8 protein-coding genes are annotated in these 23,726 nt (G+C 44.9%); 6 read left to right on the top strand and 2 right to left on the bottom strand.

Annotated elements, in window-relative coordinates:
• Positions 1–12 precede the first annotated feature (12 nt).
• Entirely contained in the window at positions 13–4,002 is a 3,990-nt protein-coding gene (locus BLP33_RS24315; RefSeq protein WP_254780247.1) for a hybrid sensor histidine kinase/response regulator transcription factor, read from the top strand.
• A gap of 304 nt (positions 4,003–4,306) precedes the next feature.
• A complete protein-coding gene (locus tag BLP33_RS24310; protein WP_090534068.1) occupies positions 4,307–5,686 on the top strand; it encodes a right-handed parallel beta-helix repeat-containing protein in 1,380 nt (459 codons plus the stop codon).
• Between the two features lie 136 nt (positions 5,687–5,822).
• On the opposite strand, the gene BLP33_RS24305 is transcribed toward BLP33_RS24310, so the two are convergent.
• Positions 5,823–12,992: a cellulose binding domain-containing protein gene (locus tag BLP33_RS24305; protein ID WP_090534066.1), complete on the bottom strand. Its 7,170-nt coding sequence runs from the start codon at positions 12,990–12,992 to the stop codon at positions 5,823–5,825.
• 572 nt (positions 12,993–13,564) lie between these two features.
• Positions 13,565–15,049 carry a glycosyl hydrolase family 28 protein gene (locus tag BLP33_RS24300; protein WP_175490106.1) on the bottom strand — a complete coding sequence of 495 codons (1,485 nt, stop codon included), beginning with the start codon at positions 15,047–15,049 and terminating at the stop codon, positions 13,565–13,567.
• A gap of 208 nt (positions 15,050–15,257) precedes the next feature.
• Here BLP33_RS24300 and BLP33_RS24295 point away from each other — a divergent pair, with 208 nt between their 5' ends.
• The 4 genes from BLP33_RS24295 to BLP33_RS24280 all read left to right on the top strand — a co-directional run bounded on the left by BLP33_RS24295 (position 15,258) and on the right by BLP33_RS24280 (position 23,697).
• Positions 15,258–17,138, top strand: a complete 1,881-nt coding sequence (locus BLP33_RS24295; RefSeq protein ID WP_090534062.1) for a glycoside hydrolase family 97 protein — start codon at positions 15,258–15,260, stop codon at positions 17,136–17,138.
• 76 nt (positions 17,139–17,214) lie between these two features.
• Positions 17,215–18,237 (top strand): substrate-binding domain-containing protein, encoded by a 1,023-nt coding sequence (locus BLP33_RS24290; protein WP_090534060.1) that lies wholly within the window; start codon positions 17,215–17,217, stop codon positions 18,235–18,237.
• 515 nt (positions 18,238–18,752) lie between these two features.
• A complete protein-coding gene (locus BLP33_RS24285; RefSeq protein ID WP_175490105.1) occupies positions 18,753–22,859 on the top strand; it encodes a hybrid sensor histidine kinase/response regulator in 4,107 nt (1,368 codons plus the stop codon).
• Positions 22,860–23,112: 253 nt separating this feature from the next.
• Entirely contained in the window at positions 23,113–23,697 is a 585-nt protein-coding gene (locus BLP33_RS24280; protein WP_090534056.1) for an RNA polymerase sigma factor, read from the top strand.
• The last annotated feature ends 29 nt before the right edge of the window (positions 23,698–23,726 follow it).

The raw sequence follows: 23,726 nt of genomic DNA, 5'->3' as shown, positions 1-23,726 counted from the left end.
AAGCTGATTATTTTGAAACCACTATACATATTTCTATTATTTTTTACAGTATCATGCGGTATTTGCAATGCCCAGACCTACTACTTCAAGCATTACCAGGTTGAGCATGGGTTATCGCATAATACCGTTTACTGCAGCATGCAGGACAGGCGCGGCTTTTTGTGGTTTGGTACTAAGGACGGCCTGAACCGTTTTGATGGTTATACCTTTAAAACGTTCAGACATAACCCTGCAAATAAGAGCACCATCTCCAACAACATGGTGCATACCCTGTGCCTTGATAAAGAAGGTACGCTTTGGATAGGTACCGACGAGGGCCTTGATAAGTATGATCCCCTGTCAGAAACATTTACACATATCAATACGGCAAATATTAACGGTGTGCGCAGTATCACTTTTGATGAACATGATAATTGCTGGTTTGTAGCCGGAGCTTCATTAATAAGATATAACACAAAAACCGGCGAAAGAACTGATTACTGGCCTTCGCAGCATTTTGAGGCTACGTCTGTAGTAATCATTAATGGTACAGTGTGGGCTTCTTCTTCAACCGGCGCAATGGAGAAATTTGACCGGGCAAGCCGCACTTTTACCGCTTACAACGTGTTTAAGCCAACTGATAAAGTTACCTCAAAGTTTATTGAGAAGATTTATTATGCCGGTAACAACAAAATATTTGTAGGTACCAATAGTCATGGTTTTAAGGAATTTAATGCTGAAACCTATACCTACAAGGACCTGCTTAACTACAACCCGGATAAAACGGCTGTTTACGTGCGCGATTTTTTAAAATACAGCGATACAGAATATTGGATAGCCACAGAATCGGGCGTATTTATTTATGACCCGGTAAAGGGCACATTTCTTAATCTCAGAAAGCATTTCAATGACCCTTACTCCATATCGGATAATGCCGTTTATTGCCTTTATAAGGATTCGGAAGGCGGGGTTTGGGCAGGCACTTATTTTGGCGGCCTCAACTATTACCCTAAACAATATTCAACCTTTAACAAATTTTACCCCGACACTGAGCCAAATTCCCTTAAAGGAAACGTGGTGCGCGAAATTACCAAAGACATGTATGGCAACCTGTGGATGGGCACCGAAGATAACGGGTTAAACAAATTGGCTCCCGATAACACCTGGACCCATTATAATCCCGGCGGAAGTGCCAGCATCTCCAATACCAACATCCACGGTATATTAGCATTAGGCAATGAACTGTTTGTAGGTACTTTTGAACGGGGACTGGATATCATGAACATTAAAACCGGCAAGGTTGAACGCGTTTACCTGGCCGGAAGCAGAAATAATGACCTCAAAAGCAACTTTATAATTTGCTTTTGCAAAACCCGCAGCGGGCTCATTTTTGTTGGTACTACCCGTGGCATTTACAGGTATAATTTGGCAAGCAAGGATTTTACCCTGATAGATAAATTACCCCCATATGATTTCATTTACGCCATAACCGAAGACCATAAGGGCAAAATTTGGGTTGGCACCGTAAGGGATGGTATTTACTGCTACAATCCGGCAAACAATACAAGCACTAAGCTAAACTATCGTTACCCCGTTAAAAATGTGCTTAACACCACCACGGTTAACGGCGTTTTTGAGGATAGTAACCACAAACTATGGTTTGCTACCGAAGGTTTGGGTTTATGGAGATATGATCCCGAAGCGGATAGCTATAAGTTTTATGACACCAATAACGGCTTTCCGAGCAATTACATTTTCAGACTGGAAGAAGACAGCCATAAAAACCTATGGATCAGCACTACCCGGGGGCTGGTTTGCTTTAATGATAATACCGGGAGCATAAAAATTTATACAAAAGCCAACGGTTTATTAAGTGACCAGTTTAACTACAACTCGTCTTTTAAAGATGCCGACGGTACCATGTACTTTGGTTGTGTGCGTGGTATGGTTAGCTTTAACCCTGCCAGTTTTAAGCAGAATTACTTTATAGCCCCGGTTTATATAACCGGTTTCCAGGTGCACAATAAAGAGATTTCTGTTAATGGTGCCGATTCATTATTAAAACAATCTATCATCACCACAAAAAAGATCAACCTTAATTATAACCAATCTTCATTCAGTATTGATTTTGCTGCGCTGAGCTTCCCATCGCCCGAAATGACCCAATATAAATACACGATGAAAGGTTTGGATAAAGGCTGGACCGAACTTAAACGCAACCGAAAAGTTTATTTTACGCAACTGCAGCCCGGACATTACACCTTTGTAGTAAAAGCGGCAAACAATAACGGCATCTGGACCCAAAAAGAAACAAGTATTGAAATTGATATAGCACCTCCTTTTTGGGAAAGCGTTTGGGCATACATTGCTTACTGCCTGTTATTTTTACTAACAGGTTACTACCTGCTCAGAAGCTATCACCGTAAAACCCGCGAAAAAAATAAGCGCATTATCGAAACCCTTGAAAATGATAAGGAAAAACAGATCTATAATGCTAAGATTGAATTTTTCACCAACGTGGCCCATGAAATCCGTACACCTTTAACGCTTATTAAAGGGCCGATGGAAAAAGTGATCAGGCGGGCGGAGCATGTTCCGGATATTCAAAACAACCTGAAGATCATGGAAAAGAATACCAACCGGCTGCTCGATCTTACCAACCAGCTGCTTGACTTCAGAAAAACCGAAACCAATGGCTTTAGCCTCAGCTTTGTTAAAACCGATATTATGGATCTGCTTGCCGATACCTTTTTGCGGTTTAAGCCCATGGCCGAACAAAAGAACCTCAGTTATACCTTTATACATCCGGTTAAAACCGTTTATGCCTATGTTGATATTGAAGCGTTTACCAAAATAATGAGTAACCTCATCAGTAATGCCATCAAATACAGCACTTCTGTTGTTGAGATCGAACTGCTTGATCACCCGGTTAACGACCCTACCTTTACCATCGAAATAAGGAATAACGGGCACCTGATCCCTTACGAAATGCGCGAAAAGATCTTTGAGCCTTTCTTCAGGATGAAAGGGTCGGAAAAACAAATTGGCACCGGGATAGGACTTTCGTTATCGCGCTCTTTAGCCGAATTGCATAAGGGTTTATTGGTGTTGAATAAATCTATTAACGATTTTAATATATTTAACCTTACTTTGCCTGTTCACCAGGAAAAAGAATTCGACCTGCATATTACCCCCGATGAATATGAGCAGGCAGACCTAAGTAACAGAGAGGAGAATATTGACTTTATGAAACCAGTTATACTTTTAGTGGATGATAACCCTGAAATACTTGATTTTATTTCGGATGATCTGAGCGATAAATATTCGGTTATTAAAGCCCTTAACGGACAGGAAGCGCTGGATATGATAGGCATAGAGAACATTCAGCTTATTATAAGCGATGTGATGATGCCGGGAATAGATGGATTTGAACTGTGCAAAACCATTAAAACCAATTTCGATTACAGCCACATCCCCATTATACTGCTTACTGCAAAAAATACCCTGCAAAGTAAAATTGAAGGCCTGGAAGTTGGTGCCGATGCCTATATCGAAAAACCGTTTTCGCCCGAACATTTGCAGGTGCAGATAGCTAACCTGCTTATTAACCGTAATAAAATTAAGGAGCATTTTGCGAGCTCGCCGCTGGCGCATATCAAGTCGATGGCCTACTCAAAACCTGATGAAAGCTTTTTGGATAAGCTAAACGGTGTTATCTACAAAAACATCCAAAACGCCGAGCTTGATGTAGAGCAGATAGCCAATCTCATGAATATGAGTAAGCCAACGCTGTACCGCAAGGTTAAAGCTATATCCAATCTTACTATTAACGAGCTTATCAATATCACCCGCCTCAAGGCTGCCGCGCAGTTACTGGAAGAAGGTGATTATAAAATTTACGAAGTAGCCAACATGGTAGGTTACAGTTCTCAATCACACCTGGGCCGTAATTTCCTGAAACAATTCGGTACAACACCCACTGAATATCAGCAGGCTAAGCGCAGTAAAATAAAACAGGTTTAATCTTACCAGGATGGACTATCAGGCTAAGTCAGCGGCAATGGTCCTTATATAATCATATGGGCGTCCGTGAGGGTAATTCCACTCAGTTATAAACTGCAAGCCTTTTGCATCGGCGATAGCCTATGCAACCATGTGCTATTAAAGCAACCCTCTTTTTTACAATTCTTGTTTATTACCGAAGCCCCTGAACGCTGCAAGCGGGTGATTTAATTGTGCGGGCAACAATATGTGAAAAAATAACGTAGAACTGCCGGTTCCGCATAACAGGGAATGGTTGATTATCAAAACTCTTTCAGATTAATAAATGGGAAATAACAATTACTTACTAAGCATGATAGCTGGTATGCTGGTAATATCATGCTTTGCGTGTTCAAAAAGTATAAACAAAATTGAAACACCGGCAAGTTCAATTCCGGAGCAGGATGGAAAACTGAAAATTTTGAAAACGAAGCCGGTAACTACCTATACTTACACCGTTAAAACTACCGAGTGGATGGTTGACGGGACAAATATCCCCGCGGGGGCTATAATATATATCCCCGCCGGTGAACGCGGGGCTTTGCTGCTTAAAAACTTTAAAGGTACAGCCGCCGCTCCTATCTTAATTGTTAACCAGGGCGGAAGGGTGTCATTCACTGCTGAAACTACCGCCTCGTATGCATTTAAGACACAAAACTGCCAGTACTTTAAGGTAATGGGAAATGGCGTTTCCTCAATTAAGTACGGGTTTGATATAAACGGCGGCAACATCGGTATGACGATGGACTATCTGAGCTCGGACTTTGAGATCGCGAATGTTGAGGTGCGTAACAGCGGGTTTGCGGGGATCATGGCAAAAACCGATCCAACATGCGACGCTGCAACCTGGCGGGGCAATTTTACCATGAGTAATGTAATAATTCATGATAATTACGTTCACAAAACAGGAGGGGAGGGCCTTTATATAGGAAATTCTTTTTATCAGAATGGCGTTTCAACTTCCTGCGGTACAGTTTTACCTCACGATATCGTGAATGCCAGGATCTACAAAAACCTTGTTGACTCTACCGGTGCCGAAGGGATCCAGGTTGGCAGTGCTACGTCGGGGTGCATGATCTATAGTAACACCGTTAAAAATCCGGGGATAAGTCCGTTTGCTTCTTATCAAAATAATGGCATACAAATAGGAGAAGGTACCGGCGGACAATGCTATAACAACCTGGTTAAGAATGCGCCCGGCAACGGCATCATTGTTCTTGGCCTTGGGGATAACCAGGTATTCAATAATTATATTATTGACTCAAAAGCTTACGGTATTTTTGCTGATTCACGGTATACGCCGGGCCCGGATTTTCAGTTTATCAATAATACCATTGTGGGCTCTGTTTTAGGAGGTATAAAGTTAAACTCCGAAACTATCCCCATGAATACCGTTATTAATAATGCTATCATACAATCGGCATCGGTACAGCCGATAATTTTAAAAAGCACCAGCGTTAAACTTACCGAATCAAATAATTATATAAACACAGATGTAAGTGTTTGCGGGTTTGTAGATTATAACGGAGATGATTTCCATTTACAACCGTCATCGCCGCTTATTGATCAGGGGGCAAACGTTTTATCATACGGCATAAAATTTGATTTTTATAATGCTGTACGCCCATCGGGTACGGCTTTTGATATTGGGGCTACCGAGTATTAATATTTAATAAACCAAGCGTTTCTGTCAGGGGCAAAGGGAATTTCTGTAAAAGCAAAAGGGACGGCAACCCTGCCATCCCTTTTTGCGTTTTAAAGTTTTTAGCTTTAAGCTTCGTGCATTCTGCTTTTAGCTAAAATCATGGGCTTACTATCATGCGCAATGGTGCCAGATTGTTGATCTGAACAAAGTAAACACCGGTCATATACGAGCGGGTTAACTGAACCCCAAGGTTACCGCCAAAACCACGATACCTGCCGCTTTGCATAACCTTGCCAAAATTATCCCGGATAACCAGGTTGATCTCTTTCTGCTCCAGGTCGGGCGTTAGTTTAATGTTGAAGCTGCGTGCAGCCACCGGGTTTGGGTAGATCACATTGTTTTGAACAGTACCGATAGGTGCGCTGTTATCCTGTACAATACCGGTTTTTTGACCTATGGTTGAAGCCAGCGAATTGCTGCTGAGCAATGTAGGTTCAGTTCCATAAATCAGCTGATCTTTATAGTAAACGGTAATATGGCTGTTAAGCGCCATAGCAGCTTTAGCAGCAAACGAATAATCATTGGCCTCGTTAAATGCCGACCAGTCTGTTTTATTAACCTGGTATTGAATGTTACCGGTATTGCTTAAGGGGTAAAGCGAACCGGCCGATGGATCGATGGTTAATTCAAGATAGGTGTCTGCCCCGGTTAAAGGGGGACTTAAAGTAACAAACCGGTTGTTGATTTTGCTGTTGCCCAGTTTGGCATAGCTTACCGAGAAATTCAATCCTGCTGTGCCTTCGCGGCTAAACCAATAACGAACGGAAAGATCGCTGTAATTGACAGGCACGTTTCCGGTATTGTTAAGCGCCAGGTAGGTACTGATCGTATTTCCGGAAGTGCTTTGATTTTGGTTTTGATAAGATACAGTAAAAGCCGTGGTAGCTGTAACTGCAGCAGGCTCGGTACCGTAAATTAACTGCCCGTTGCGGTAAAGGGTGATATGGCTGTTTGCGGCATAGCTCCCGGTGTATGGCAGGTATGAATAATCATCGGCCTCCGAAAAGTTTGACCAGTCCTGGTTGGCAAACCTCGACTGAATAACCCCGGAATTGCCGCCTGCGCTGAGCTGGCCGTTATTCAGGAAACCATATTCTATATAACCCAGGGCGCCTGTGCGCGGGTTGGGTAACTGAACATATTTCATGGTAACGTTACTGTTCCCCATTTGGGCATAATCAATCCACGAATTGATCCCGGCATAATTTTCCGCGGTAAACCAATACCTCATGGTCAGTTCGTTTAAATTAATGGCGACAGAATCCTGGTTAACAATTTTCAGAAATGGCTTAATGAGATTGTTTACAGGCTGGTTGCTATCCCCGTCGGAGGATTGTACCTGGACATTGTATGGCAATACGGTGAAGGTTTTGCTTGAGGCTGTCGTATCAAAACGAGCGTTGCCACCTTGCTGCGCTGTAATAGCACTGCTGCCCGCGCCTACAATATGCAGCTTGTTATTGATTACCGTAGCTACGTTTAAGTTTGAGCTGGTGTAAACAACTGTAAGTCCGGAAGTAGCTGTCGCATTCAGGCTGATATCTGCATCGCCAGGCCTGCTTAGAGGTAACGCGGCAAAACTGATGCTTTGGCTCAGCTTGTTAACGGTAAGTGTTTGTGTAACCGGTGATGCCGCAAGATAATTAGCATTCCCACCCTGGGAGGCGGTGATCACGGCGGTACCCGCACCGGTGATGTGCAACTTTCCGCCCGCTATCTGAACTACCGTACTGTCCGAACTGCTATAGCTTACCGCAAGGCCAGAACTGGCTACAGCACCGGCCGCAAAATCGCTGTCGGCAACTGTTTTTGCAGGGATCGCATTAAACGTAATGGTTTGTGCGTTTTGGCTAATGGTGAGGCTTTGATTAATAGAAGTAGCTGCTTTAAAACTGCTGTTTCCGGCCTGGGAAGCAGTGATGGTTGCTGTTCCGGCCGCTTTAATGTGGATGGCGCCATTGATCACACTGGCAACAGTAGTATCTGAACTGCTGTAAGAAACCGCTAAACCTGATGAAGCTGTTGCAACGGACACAAAATCGGCGTCGCCAAATGTTTTTCCGCTGAAGGACGCGAAGGTAATTGTTTGATCGCCCAATATATCGGCAGCAATTTCGGTGCTGCTTAACGCCCTGCCGTAGATCTTGAAATTATCAATGGAGCCTTTGAACATCGGATCGGCAAACTGCGATTTGCCCAGATAATTTTGCGTGGTGCTACCGAGCGCCGATGGTTTGATGGTAATGTTTGTTGAGGAGGCAACCGATGTTCCATTTACATAAAGTGTAGTAGTGGTGCCCGCCCGGGTTACCGCCAGGTAGGTCCAGGTATTTAGCGGGAAGGTGTAATTGTAATTGATATTCTGTTCTGCAGCCGAGCCATTTTTAGTAGCGTAACGAATGGTTGACTGCCCGTTGGTAACACCGGCCTGTACCGTAAGGAACATGTATTGGGTGGTGCTTGAGCCAAAGTCAAAAACACGCATCCAGGTACTTATGGCGTCCATCCGCACCCAGGCAGATATGGTAAAATCGTTCAAGGTACTGAAAATACCGGCAGGCAATGTTGCATAAGCGTTCGCCGAACCATCAAGCAGCAAAGATTTTCCATATTTACCCGCAGCACGACTTGCTGTTGCCGCGAGTGCAGCATGATTGGCACCCCAGGCATCAATGCCTTTGCTGCCGCTTACCTCATCAAATTGATAAAAGTCGCGTTGCCCGGCATTGGGTTTAGCAACCACTTCTGTGCTTTTGGTACCTTCGCCGGTACTGTCTGCAGGGGCTATCACATAAAAATAGGTTGTGCCATTGCTTACATTGCTGTCGGTGAAGGTAAGGTTACTAACCGAGCCAAGTGCGGTATATGGCCCGCCGGAAGTTGTTGAACGTTTAACGTTATAACTGTAGCCGGGAAGTGATTGCCATTCAAGGATGTTTTTGGCATCGCCCGCGGCAACTGTCAAAGAGTTTACAGCACTGCTAAGTACCGTGAGTACCAATGTTGAAGTACCTGTTGTACTGCCGTTGCCTGCCGACAGGCTTACATTAAAGGTGCCTGATTCCGTTGGTGTTCCTGAAATTTTGCCTGATAAAGAATCAATTTGTAACCCGGCCGGCAATCCACTGGCCGAAAAATGGTTGGGCGACTTAATTCCGGTTACGGTATAAGTCATAGGTTTTCCTATCAGCGTGGTATCAGTTGGCGCGCTGGTGATAATTACCGGTAATGGCCGGTCGTCCAGCAGCACAACGTCATTGCCCGTACCGCCTTTATAGCTGATGCGCAGCGTAAAACTGCCAACGGTTACCGGAGCAAGTTCGGGCAAGCCTTTAAATGTACCGGATATTGCCGCACTTCCGGTGTTATCAATGATAGTGAACGAACTTCCCTGGGCCAGGCTGGTCGAGTCGATAGCCGTGATCTGTAGTTTAGGCTGGTTCACTAAATTAACAACGGCTGTACTTACCTTATCACTGGTGGCCGAACTGGTGCTTAACTCTGCTTTATAGGTGGCATCGGCATTCATGGTGAGGGTGCCCACTTTTATGGTGCCTATGGCCTGGTTACCGGGTGCCAGTACCGCGCCTGTACCTGAGCCTGTACCAATAGTAGCCGATGATGTACTCTTCCCACTGCCGCCAAACGTGCCGGCCACTGTAACCACCGGACTGGTGAATGTGCCGCTGTTAGGATCGTTATTGAGCAAATAAGTGCCGTTTTTTATCGTCGTTGTTCCGGAATAAGCCTGGTTACCGGTAAATGTCAGAATAGCTGTACCAACTTTCTCTACGTTCATACTGCCGGTCATCGTTCCGCCGTAGGTGGTAGTTATGTTCAGTGCACCGATGCTGATGGTTGGGCTGCCGCCACCATCTGTACGGATAGCACCGCGGCCGCTTAACGCACCAAAACTGATAGTGCCGGTAGGGAACATAATGCCCTGGCAATCATTACCGTTGGCGTCAAGGTTCCATGAAGCATTCGCGCTGCCTGACTGGGGTACTTCAAAGCGGGTACGTGAGTTGCCGCTGCGTAATTTGGATACAAAGTACCCGGTGAAGCTGCTGTTATCGGCAAACAAATGTAAACCGGCATATACGTTACCATCCTGAATAATTGTTCCGCTGCCGGTAAGCCGCCCGTAAAGGTTCAATGCGTTGCTGGTTTGGTAAAAATAACTGGTTTTTCCGGCAGCTATTTCAATATCGTTGTACAAGGTAGCATCGCCGTTGGCCGAAAAAAGCGCGCCGCCGTTCATGGTGATCTTTCCGGTGCCGAGCGGGCCTGATGTAGGGGCGGAAGGCGCTCCCGTACTTGTTCCCGATACTTCCATGCCATAAACCGGCGGCCAGCTTTGCCCGTTTCCGTTGAGGATAGTACCGCCGGAGTAGGTGTTGTTGCCCCCTGCATACAGGAACCCGATACCGTTCTTGAGCAGGCTGCCTGTGCCTGTTATTTGCCCGGTTAATGCTACAGTGCCGCTCACATTGGGGGTGTTTACATTAAGTAATGTATCGAGTGTTACAGGCATCTTCAGGGTTTGGTAGCCAGAACTGTTATTAACCAGGTCATTTCGCAAATGAATTGCTGCGCCGTCAATGGTATAGCTGCCGGCGTTTGCATTAAACTGAATTCTCGAGGCTACAAGGTTTGGGATGTCGTTGGTAAGTACGGTATCTGCACTGTTTTGAAAAGTAATAATGGCTGGATTAACAGGTGTCGCGTTTTCCTGCCAGTTGCTGGCCAGGGTAAGCGAGTCGGACTCGGGCTGCTGGCTCCATGTTGAAGTGCTTGAGCCGGGTACGCCAAATGTTTCGGCCGAATTGGAGCTTTCTTTGGTTTGGCCAACAGATGAAACAACATAATAGTATGGGCTTCCGTTGCTTACATTCAGATCCGCGTATACCGTAGTTGAAACATTGGCTACGGTAGTATAAGGACCGCCGCTTATGGTAGCGCGTTTTACATTATAAGTAGCCGCCCCTGCTGCTGCATTCCAGCTCAAGTCAACCTCCTTGTTTTTATTAACAGCCGCAGGCTGCGCCGGGGCAGCCGGTGGTACGGATGAGAAAATAACATTCGAGTTTCCGCTTTCCAATGTTCCGGCAAGCGCGGTCACAACATAATAATTGTTTACCTCGGGTACAGGGCTGGCATCTATATATGATGTGTTGGTTATACCTGATTGTATTGTGGTAAACGGCCCGGTGGATGACGACGACCGTTTTACCGAATAGCTGGTAGCATTGGCTGAAGCTACCCAGGTAATATTAATTTGTGTAGAATTAACAACAGCTGCCGCAGCCGAAGCCGGTGCTGCCGGTGCCTGGTTATTGACCACATTCAGCATGAGGGTTGCCGTACCGGTGCCGCTGGCATTAGTGGCGGCTATCGTAATTTCACTTTGCCCTAACGCGGTAGGTGTGCCCGAGATGATACCGGTAGCCGCATCAATGCTAAGCCCTGCCGGCAGGCCGCTGGCACTGTAAGAAGATGGATTAGCACTGGCTATGATGTTATAACTGAAAGGCGCACCATTGGTAGCTGTAGCTGTGGTAGCACTGCTAATCTCCGGAGATCCGGCAGGTGCGGATTGACTATAAGCCACATTACTGAACGTGGCCGTATTTAGCGCCGAGTTATTACTGGAAAGGGTATAAAATCCGGCATACAAATCAGTGGGAAAACCTGTTGCAGAATACCAGCAACCAAGATTGGTCCAACTGATGCCATCCTGCGAATGGTATGTAAATATGCGGGTGCCTACGCGCTCAATTTTTAACCACCAGGGGGCTTTGGGTTGGTAATGGTTTCCGGCACCGCCTGTCGCTTTAAGGAAAATATCATAAAAAGCCGAACCGGGCGCCAACGATTGGCGTAACATGACCCCGCAACCACCGGTATTTAACGACATATTCTCAACTTTTACTACCAGGCCGGCATCGCCGCTAATTTTCTTAAAATTAAAGCTAAAAGCATTACTGGTGGAGGTTCCGGCGCCTTGAAGTGTCCAAACCCCGTTATTGTAGGCAGCGCTGCCCGCCAACCCGGTATTACCGATATCAATATTGGTAAGGTTGCTCACCGGCTGCACATGATCAGCAGGATAGTATACCTGGGGCAACTTAACCGCGGTAGATGTGTCTGATGATTTCAGATATAAGAAATTACCGCCGGCCGGAGAATAATTGGTGGCACCGGGCTGCATTAACGCGGCCCTCATCCTGTCGGTATTAGGGGTAGGTATTCCCTTGCGTACAGCATAAGCGCTGTAAATAAGATTAGTCATATCGCCGGTCCTGGCTCCGGGCTGAATTCCCCAGCCGGTCCAATAACTTGCATAGCCCCCCAACGGGATAAAGGTCATTGTTGCTCCGTCAAAAGCGTATTTATGATACAACTCACCGATAGCCAATACCCGGTTATCCAATTCTGCAAACATATCTGCACCTTGCTTGTAGGCAACTTCCGCGCCCCAGGCCAGTGCTGCTGCCTGCACACGCCAATGGTCGTCCCGGCCCGAATCTCCAACTTCACCACCGGGCAATGAATTGCGCATCCCACCTCCGGCATCCATCCGGTACACTTCCACCGCCTGGTTAAACCGGGTTGCATCATCGCAAAAAACCGAGGCGGCAAGGGCAATTTTTAACTGAAGAGCCCCTTTATTCGCGTCGCGCAAGGGGCTTGGTACCCAGGAAGTAGGGAATAAAACATTAGCAAAATAATTTTTTACGTGCTGTGTGTTGGCTGCGGTCCAACCGGGAAAGGTACAACGAAGGATTTCAGCACCTACGCCCCAATACTGGGCATAATCGCCAATATCCAGCATGGATTCTCCGCCGCCCCAGGTAGTATTGGTTACTGCCCAGGCATCCAACATATTGGTAGCTTTGCGGGCATAAGTAGAGTCGCCCGTAAACCACCACATCCAGGCCAGGTTGTGAACGGCCTGCATGTCTTCAATCCAGGCGCTGTTGTTGAGGTTGGGCGCTCTTGTAACTGTTGCAAAAGGCCCCTTTTGCCCATAACCTAATTGCGAATGCGAATCGTTTTTAAATGCGTTATAACCGGATAGCCATGGTTCGCGGCTAATGTTGGCTTTCAATTGATCCAAATCGGCCCGGTTAAAGGCCACGCCAGGATGGACAAAAGGTTGGGCGCATACACCCATCGTGACAAACATCGACAGCGAAAACAACAGCAGCCTTATCTGCCGGTGCGTACCTGTCAAATAATTACAAAGCGTAAAAAGTTTTTTCATGGTTTAATTGTTTAGGTAAACATATTTACTGCCGTTCCGGTATGTTTGGAAGTCGTGTAAGGGCGTGGAACAAAACAGTTTTATAATCGGACACACCAAAGACAATGACTGCTGTAAATGATACTCACAGCAACGTGATGTTTTTTGAAATTTTTATGACGTTAAAGCGCTTGGAATAAGCTGTTTTGTGTATGGGTAAGTATTGTAGAAGTAATTAAAGATTCTTTCAATTCCTTTCTTGAGCTATTGTCTGTACACTCCTTCAATGATTTATTATCAATTGAAAAACGATGTCATTTCGACCAACGTAGCGTCGGGAAAGTGTGTTGGGGGAGGAGAAATCTTCTACACCATGTCCGCGAGCTTTTCACGTTACTTGGCATATCGTATAAGATCTCCTTTGCTCGCTCGCTCAGGCCTCCACAGCTCTATTGAAATGACATTTTCTTTTAGTTGAAAAGAAGTGTACACAACAGTAGTTTCCCAAGAAGGGAATCGCACAATTTAATACCTTAAAAATATTAGTGGAGATATAAAAGATTGCACACAAGGACAGGTAGTCAATCTTACCCTTAATCCTTGCGCAGAAACTGGACCCCGTCCACATGTTCACCCACAAATATGTTAGCCATATCGCTTGTTTTATAAAAGCTGGGTTTGCCCGGCATCTTATCGAATATCAGGGTGCCGTTTATCTTCAGGTTTTCAAATATAACGTTCCTGATGCCGCGTTTGTCATCGTAGCCGGCTATAACAGACATATCAGCCCGCTTCCCGTTATAATTAACATTCCTGAACAGTATGTTCTCGATCCCCAGCCCGGGAGAGGTGTTATATTTTCGGTTGTACATCACTCTTAAATTAAACAGTTGCCCCTTGCGGATATCCTCAATCTCCACGTTTTCAAAACTGGCGTTCCTGATCAGGTTGCTGTCGCCGGCATTAAGTGATATGCAGCCCTGGTAATCAAGCTGGTTTTCGTTATGGTCAAGTACCGTCATGTTTTGAACGCGGATATTCTGTAAAGTGTCCGGGTGGTCGGTATCCCCATGCGTGCCTATCAGCAGCGGGTGGGCTACATCTGCCCACAAAATGGCGTTGTTAACTGTAATATCGGAGGTATTGCCATAATAATTCCAACGGTGACCGTAAATAGCGATACAATCGTCAGAGTTTCGCATGTATATATGATCAAGCTTAATATCCTGACTGCAAAAGATGTCGATACCATCGGCATTACCGGTTGCACTGAAAGCTTTGAAATTGCTTATTTTCACATGCTTTGATTCGCCTATCAAAATAGAATAGCCCGTTGGGAGCTCAATAATGCCGTCAACACTGATGTTATTGCTGTTCTGGATGATCAAATGATCGTTCCTGAATTTCGAGAATGTTCCCGTAGTATTTGGGGGGTTAACGCTGTCGCCCTGTACCGGGTGCTGTGTAAGGATTCCGCGGCCGCAGATCCTGACATTCTCTGCATGATCTATAACAAATGAACCTTCAACAATAGCGCCGCCGGCCACATACACGGTTTTACCCGAGGGGATCACCATCCGGCCGATTTTATGGATGCCCGGGCCGAAATAAAGTGTTTGCGCATCAGCTTTTGTGGGATGGCTGCTTTCTATAGGATTAGCAAAAATTTGCAGGTTTTCAAAAATGTTGCCGTTTACCTCTAACGAAACATATTGCGAAGCGCTTAATTCAAATTCCACAACGTTGCCTTTAACCTCGGGCTTGATGCCATATGCCGTAGGTCTGATCCTTACTTCTTTGATATTCCCCTGGTTTAGCTTAACCCGAAGCTTTACCGAACCAGAACAATCAAAGTAAGTAAAAGCGGTTTTTTTAATAATACGCTGCGCGTCAAAACGAGCCGCGACATCGGCGGTATATACATCTACGGGCTGCCAGTTGCCTGTGCCCTGCCGCACATCTACTTTAATGGTATGATTAACTAAGTTACTTTCGGGTGCTTTATAAGTTATGATTTCTGCCTTGACTGTTTTTAATAAAAATACGACTGCACATGTCAGTGCCAGGAATTTGTTCATAGAAGTTTTTATAGTGTATAGAGGAAGACAATAAAGGCGGATTCTCATACTCAATAAAAAAACTATATCGAAAAAATAACTGCATTTGCCGGAGATAATGTGCCCTAATGAAATACCCTGAACAATTTGAACTAAATCACTAATCTCTTTGAGTATATTTAAGAGCATTGCTTGTCCTTATTACTGTTGTTGCCCCGTATCCTAAACAATGAAGAATAAATACCTTTTTTTTGCCTTTTTTATAGCCCTTTCTCCCTTTTGCAATAATACTGTGTCCGCAAAGCAAAAGGTTGTTGCACTGCTTTATTCACCAGATAACCGTACGCGGGCGCAATTTTCACTGGATGAGCAAGGGCAACTGTATTATCGGTTAATTTTCAACACACGGTTAATTGTTAACTGGTCGCGTTTGGGGATCGAAACTAACGGTTCTTCATTAGTTCAGGGTATTACATTAAAGGGGTCGGCCAAAAAAGAAATCAATGAAAAGTTTTTGTGGCCACTGGGAGAAGATGCCAGCCTGGTAAATCATTGTAACGAGCTCACACTTCATTGCACCTCTGGCAGAGGTAATTATGATATTATCGTAAGGGTATATGATGGAAGCCTGGCGTTTAGGTATGTCTGTAAGCAGCTTGGTGATAGCATTGTACAACTTAAATCGGAACTAACGGAGTTTAACCTTGCAACAAGCTATCGCATTTACCAGTATCACGAAGAATCTGTTTTCCGGCCGGTTATGGTCGATTCATTGCCGGGTACCAGTGACCTTCCTTCAACGCTTACAGCCGCACAGTCATATATAAGTATCGGCGAAGCCGATAACCGCAATTATACCAAATGCGTATTGGTTCACGGCAGCCGCTCCAATAGCCTGTCGTTACAATTTTATACGGATACTATTTACCGCGACCACCGCGTTCAATCGGTTCGGAAGGATTCGTTGATCCGGTTCACCGATAGTCTCATTACTCCCTGGCGAACCGTTAGTTGCAGTAGTACTGCCATAGGTTTGCACGCTTTTAGTCAGCTTAATCTTAAACTGGTTAAACCACTTAGTAATGAGGTGCCCGATTATGTAAAGCCCGGAAAGGTTTTCAGGGTACCTATCAATACGCAGGGCGCCCTTGATGGAATTGATTTTGCTCAAAAAATGAACTTTCAATACATTTTGGTTGATGCAGGCTGGTACGGTGCCGAATTTCGAACTACCTCTGATCCTACCAGATACTTACCTGATTTCCACTTGCCGGATATCATTGCCCATGCCCGGCAAAAAGGCATCGGCGTTATTTTATACGTAAATTATGTGGGGCTCAAAGCTAAGATAGATACCATATTGCCGCTTTATAAAAAGTGGGGGGTTAGCGGGCTAAAGTTTGGCTTTGTGGATGGCGGCACAAAGAAAGGCCTTGCCTGGCTTGATTCGGCCATGAAAAAAGTAAATGATTATGGCATGATACTCAACGTACATGATCATTATAAACCCACAGGTTTAAGCCGCCGGTACCCGTGTGTGCTGAGCCAGGAAGGGATCAGGGGCGATGAAAACAGTCCTGATGCTTTCCATAATACCGTATTGCCATTTACGCGTTACCTGGCCGGCCCTGCCGATTTTACCTTTTGCTACCCCAACAAGGTGAATGATTACAGTAAAAATATCCGGGTGAGCAAAGCCCAGCAAATGGCCCTAACCATTGTATACTTTGACCCGTTGCAGGCAATTTTCTGGTACGGTCGGTCGCCGGATTATAAGGATGAGGCAGACATTGAATTTTTTAAATATGTGCCCACTGTATGGGACGAAAGCAAATATGTACAGGGAGAGATAGGCGAAGGCATTACCGTAGCACGCCGTAAAGGCCGTACCTGGTACCTGGGCAGCGCTGCTGGCCTTCAGAAATGGGGAGCAAACTTCAAGCTCGATTTCCTGGAAAAAAATCAGGTATACACCGCTACTGTTTATGGCGATGACGGACAGGGCGGCATACAGGTAAAAAAGATTGAGCTCAGGCACAATGATGCTTTTGTTGTTGACCTGGATGCAAAAGGGGGCCAGGCCGTTATCATAAGACCTCAAATAAAATAGGGGGCGGGGCTTTTGTTGTGTGGTATTATTAACGATTGTATTAGTTTGACTTAAGGAGGATCCTGCTTTGGGCGAAATGAAGAAAAAATTGGCTTTGAAAGATATTGCTGCCGCGTTAAAAGTGTCAGAAGCATCTGTTTCCTATGTTCTTAATGGCAAGGCGAGGCAATATGGTATCAGCGTGGCGCTGGAAAATAAAATACTGAGGTTTGTTGAAAAGGTAGGTTACCGGCCCAACCGGCTGGCAGCCAGCCTGCGGACAGGAAAAAGTAAAACGGTGGGCATGATTGTGGAAGATATAAGCGATCCTTTTTTTTCGGCCATCGCCAGGGTTGTGGAAGAGCATATTTATAAAGAAGGTTACCGCGTTATTTATGGCAGCTCTGAAAATTCGACCGTTATCGCCCGTGACCTGCTGCAAACCTTTAAAAATTACCAGGTGGATGGGTACATCGTGGCGCCTACTGCAGGTTTGGAAGATGATATTAACCAGCTTGTAAAGGAAGGTTACCCGGTAGTGGTGTTCGACCGCGCTTCGCCTGATCTGCAATGTTCTAAAGTACTTGTCGATAACTTTCGCGGCAGTGAGGCCGCTGTTTTGCATTTGATAGATAACGGCTTCTGTAACATTGCCATGGTTACCCTTGCGGCCGGGCAGGACCAAATGAATGAACGTGTTAACGGTTACCACGCGGCCCTCCAAAAACACGGGCTACCATCTATCCTAAAAGAAATTATCTATAATGAAGATCCACACAAAACCGTCCAGAACCTTAAAAGCCTCCTGAAAAGTAAAAAGGATATAGATGCCATTTTTTTTGCAACCAACTATCTCGCCTTGAGCGGCCTGCAGGCCCTCAAAGAATCAGGACTGATAATTACCAGGGACATCGGTGTTGCTGTATTTGATGATATTAACAATTTTGCCCTTTTTAACCCGGCCATAACCGCTGTAGCCCAGCCAATTAAAGAGATCGGCCTCAGGGTTACCAAAATTTTATTGGAAGAGCTTCAGGATAACCACATGATCGATTCGCAAAATATTTTATTGAAAACCAAACTGATCATAAGGGATTCATCCGCAAGGTTACCAGTGTAATTTATCCGAAATAAAAAAAATAAAAAAATGAGTATCAAACCTGTTTGGGATTGTCTTTGTTGTAACTCTCCCCTAATAAACCGTTCGGTTTAGTTAAGTTGGTTATAATAAGGCTTCTGAAAGGAAGCCCTTTTTGTTAAGGATAAACAGCAGGGAATATTGAGGAAAATGATCGGTTGGGGCACGGATATAATCCTTGTTCTTTATTTGTCAGATAATTATATTTTTGTTTTGAGTAAATGTAACAGGGTGCAGACATGATAGTGTATCGATTTATGAAAAAAAAGCGAAACGAAGCGGAACCCTTAGAGCTATTTCAGATAAAGAATCCGAAAGCAGACGAACAAACGATCAAAAAAAGCTGGAATTCAATTGTTCAGAAAATAAATCAGGAACCTAAAAAGAAGCGCCAGGAGTAATGTTTAACCTGACGGGACAGTTTTTGAAACACAAACCAAATGTTTCGCGCACTTATATTCAAATTGAGCAGTATTCAACAACCGGCATCCTCCTGTATGCGGCCTTTTAAAGCAGCCGCACGTTGGTGCTGTGTAATTATTTTAGGAGCACTGATTTTAAACAGCAATGCCGCAGCGCTTGCTTTGCCCAATATTCAGCGGCTTGGCCTCAAAGACGGGCTTTCCAACAGCGAAGTACGGTGCATTTTCCAGGATCATTCGGGCTATATGTGGTTTGGCACTTATGATGGCCTGAACCGTTTTAACGGATATGACTTCCGTATTTACCGCAATCAGCCCGAAAAGCAACAATCAATTATTCATAATTTTATTAATTGTATTGCAGAGGATGCGGCCAATAATTTATGGGTAGGTACGCGCCAGGGCATAAGTATCTTAAACCCGGTAACAGAAGAGTTTTCTCCGGCGTATGCAATTTTGGCCGGCAAAGAAACACCCGTGACATCCTTTATCAGGGATATCAAAACGGACCACTCCGGGCGTATTTTCATTGCCTCCCTTTCCAACGGCCTTATTGTTATGGATAAGGGCAAACGAACCGGCCATGTTATACCATACTATGAAAACGGAAAAGCTGTACAGGGTTATAGCGTTAACGCGTTGTATGTTGGGCCTGGCGACGAGATCTATGCGCTGATCAGCGCCGCCGGCCTTTTTAAATACGATGCCGCACACGGTAGTCTGAAGTTATTGAACCCTTCGGTTACCGGCGCTACCTGTATTTATCCGGAGGGCAATGGTTTATGGGTAGGCACAACCCAGGGCCTGCACCATTATGATTTCAAAACAGGGCAATATGACCGTCTTTTTGATGAGTTTAACGGGCCTTTCAAATCGGGCAGGATAACGAGCCTGCAAGTCATGCCCGATAGTACACTTTGGGTGAGTACTGATGGCGGCGGGATCCAGATCCTGGATAGCAGACGCGACAAGATCAGCTATCTGCCTGCGGGAAGTGATGAGCACTCACTTTCAAGTGGTGCTGTTTATGCTTTGTTTTTAGACCGCGAAGGCAGAAAGTGGATCGGTACATTACGGGGCGGAGTAAATGTTATTGATGAGGTGAAAGAACGATTTGTAAATATCAGGCATAATGACCTGAACGCCAATAGCCTTATCAGTAACTTTGTTAAATCGTTATATGAAGCCCCCGATGGCAGGCTGTGGATAGGTACCGACGGCGGCGGATTGAGTATTTGGGACCGGCAGGCGCATCACTTCACCAATTTTCGCCATGATGCTTCACAGCCGGGAACCCTAAGCTCAAATTTTGTAACCAGTATTGCCGGGGATAGGGAAGGGAGGACCTGGATTGCCACTTATGGAGGCGGTATTAACCTGTACCAGCCGGGTTCCAATACATTCACTACATTTCGGGGTATAGACAGGCAGGGAGTTGCCAGCCGGATAGTGTTCTGGTGCCTGTACCTGGACCATGCTGGAAATCTTTGGGCCAGCGGCTTACAGGACGGGCTGTTTCTATATGATAAGCACAACAACCAATTCAGGTTGTATGATGCGGCACTGACCAACATCCTGTCAATGGGCGAAGATCATTTTGGAAACCTTTGGGCAGGAAATTTCGAAGGTGTTTATAAGATTGATCAAAAAAGCAACGCACATAAGTTTTATCCGGTAGGCAAAGCGGTAAGGTCAATGCAGAAAGCAGATAACGGCGACATGTGGTTAGGCACAGAGGCCGGTTTGTTGTATTTTTCAGCATCTAAGAAAAAAATAATTCGTCACTATACCACCAGTAACGGACTTAGTAATAATACGGTACTGGCCATTTTGGAAGACGCGCAAAAGCGTTTGTGGCTAAGCACTTACAACGGACTTTGCCGATTTGATCCCAAAGCCGTTAGTTTTACCAATTTTTTTGAAAGCGATGGCCTGGCGAGCAATGAGTTTAACTTTAACGCGGGCTTAAGGCTAAACAATGGTCAGCTTGCGTTTGGGGGGATCAATGGTGTCACGATGTTTCATCCGCAGGCAATCCTGCCCCTGCATGATATCCCCAACATTGTTATAACTGATATTAAAATTAACAATAAGCCCATAAGTACTTATCCGGACTATGTGAAGACGAATGCCGGGAATGTTATCCGGTCGTTAGAGATTCCTTACGATCAGGCATCAATAGCCGTTAGTTTCGCAGCTATCGAATTTACCGCGCAGGATAGGATCGGTTACCGTTATATGCTTCAGGGCTGGGACAGGGGATGGGTTTATGCAGGGCGGCAGCGTAACGCGCTTTATACCCGTTTAGCACCCGGTACGTATACATTAAAAATTAACTGTACCAATGCCGAAGGGCAATGGATCAGCCGTGAAATTCATCTTCATATCATTATTTTGCCGCCCTGGTATCGTACCATCTGGGCTTACCTCATTTACGCGATGTTGCTTGCGGGGGTTGTTTACTGGTACCTGCGTTATAGGTTCAGGGAAACGCGGCTTAAATATGAGGTACAACTGGCCAATGCCGCCGCTGCACACCAGCGCGACCTGCAGGAAAAGGAACGCGAATTGAATGACCGGCGCGTAGAGTTTTTCACGGGCGTTTCTCATGAGTTTCGTACGCCCCTTTCGCTCATCATCAACCCCTTAAGGGATTTGCTCGCCAAAATTGGCCCTGAGAACCGTGCGGAACTTAATATTGTTTATCGTAATTCAAGGCGCCTGTTAAGCCTTGTTGATCAGCTGCTGCTGTTTCGTAAGGCCGATTCGGGCGCTGGGATCCTGCAAATTGCGCCAATGGACATTACCCTTGTTTGCCGGGAAGTATTTTTATGTTTTGTGCAGCAGGCCAGGCTTTCGGGTATCAGTTTTGAATTAAACGTGCCGGAAGAGACGGTACTGATATACGGAGACAGGGAAAAGATTGAGATTATCCTGTTTAACCTCATATCCAATGCTATTAAATATACTCCGGCCGGGAAAGCCGTGTGTGTTGGCCTGCAATCGGGGCCGGGCGAGGTGGTGATCAATGTGATTGATAATGGCCCGGGAATATCTCCGGAAGCGGGTAAGCATATCTTCGAAAAATTTTACAGGTCAAATACACACGGCCAGGCGGCAAAAGGGGGCTTTGGGATCGGTTTATTCCTGGCCCGCCAGTTTACGATAGATCACGGCGGTTCATTAACGTTTGAAAGTGCGCCGGGTAACGGCTCTGATTTTTGTTTAACCCTGTTAAAGGGTAAAGCTCATTATTCGCCGGATGTGGCAGCGGCAGCCGATGCCGCTGATTTATCGCCTTTGCTTAGTGAAATGGTTGAAGACCAGCCGGCAATAGCTGAAGCCGGCCAAATTAATGATATTGATTTTGAAGCTGATAAGATTTTTACCGACAAGCAAAGGATCCTGGTTATTGATGATGACAGCGAGATCAGGTCGTACATTTGTTCCATTCTTGAAAGCCGTTACAGGGTTTACGAGGCAGATAATGGTTTGACCGGTTTACAGAAAGCGAAAGAAAAGCAGCCCGATCTTATTATCTGTGATGTAATGATGCCTGGTTTAAATGGCATTGAACTTTGCTCAACCATTAAGCAGGACCAGCAATTGAGCTATATCCCGATGATTTTACTAACGGCCAGCTCATCTGCCGAAAATAAGATCAAAGGACTGGAAAGCGGCGCCGATGACTATATTTCCAAACCTTTTGATAAAGATGTACTGGTTGCGCGCATTGCCAATCTGCTGCAAAACAGGAGTAACCTTCAAAGCTATTTTTATAATACCATTACCCTGAAATCGGTTAACTTCACTATTTCGGATGAGTATAAAAACTTCCTGGAAAAATGTATCGAAATTGTTGAGCAGCATATTACCGACGAAAACTTCAACATCAAAATACTGGCTTCAGAGATCGGCATGAGCCATTCAAATCTTTACCGCAAAATTAAATCGCTGTCGGGTCATACCGTTAATAGCTTCATCCGCTACATACGCCTCAGAAAGGCGGCTGAGCTATTGATCCAGTCGGATATGAATGTTAATGAAGTAGCCATTGAAACAGGCTTTAACAGCATTAAATACTTCCGCGATCAGTTTTTTAAACTGTTCGGCGCTAACCCATCAGACTTTCTTAAGCAAAAAAGACCTGTATTTAAGAAAAATAAAAATATAATTAACTGATATTAAGTTATTTATGTATATTCTCTCCATTGCTTAATCAATTGAGTAAATTGATAAATTGCCGAATTTATACCGCATAAATGACCAATTTGAGTCCCATCTGCCGAATAAAATCTATTCATATTAGCTTATATAAACCAGTTATTAGAACCACAGGCAAACTTACTTAATCGATTATGTAAATCGGTTTTCAGCTTAGGTTCCTAAAGTCGGTAACGACCAATTGAAAGAGAAACCAGTTTTTAAAGCCAATATGAACAATTGTAACCAGCTAACTACATGGTGGGAAGAAGCCCTCCACGGAAATGTCAAATCTTTTGGCAGGATACATGACGAACTGTATTCCGGTTTGTATTTCTACCTCTATAAAATTATTAAAGATGAGGATGCAGCCCAGGATGTTTTACAGGAACTGTTTATAAAAATGTGGGAGCGGAGGATAACATTTGGGCCTATTAAAAATGTTAAATACTATTTCTTTAAATCGGCACGGTCACTTGCCATTAATTTTTTAAAGGCCTCGCGGCCCGAGTTTGTAGGCTTATCAGCAAGCCATGATATCGATATTGTTTTTTCGAGGGAAGATGTGCTTGTTTTGGAAGAAACCGGGAGAGAAGTGGAGCACATGCTCGCCCTTGCCTTGAATACCTTGCCAAAGCGCCAAAAGGAGATGATCTTTTTAAGATATTTTGATAATTGGAATTACGATCAGATTGCTGAAGTAACGGGGTTACAATATCAGTCGGTAGTTAATCATGTACACAGGGGCATCAATCAACTGCGTATTAAACTTTCTGAAGGCAGTAAGATAGCCACAACCGAACTGGTGCTTTCATAAAAACATTATATAAGATTTCCTGACCTTCA

It is taken from the genome of Mucilaginibacter sp. NFR10, assembly GCF_900100445.1.
Classification (GTDB): domain Bacteria; phylum Bacteroidota; class Bacteroidia; order Sphingobacteriales; family Sphingobacteriaceae; genus Mucilaginibacter; species Mucilaginibacter rubeus.
Note: the sequence above shows the minus strand (reverse complement) of the source record. Positions and strands in the feature narration are given on the sequence as shown.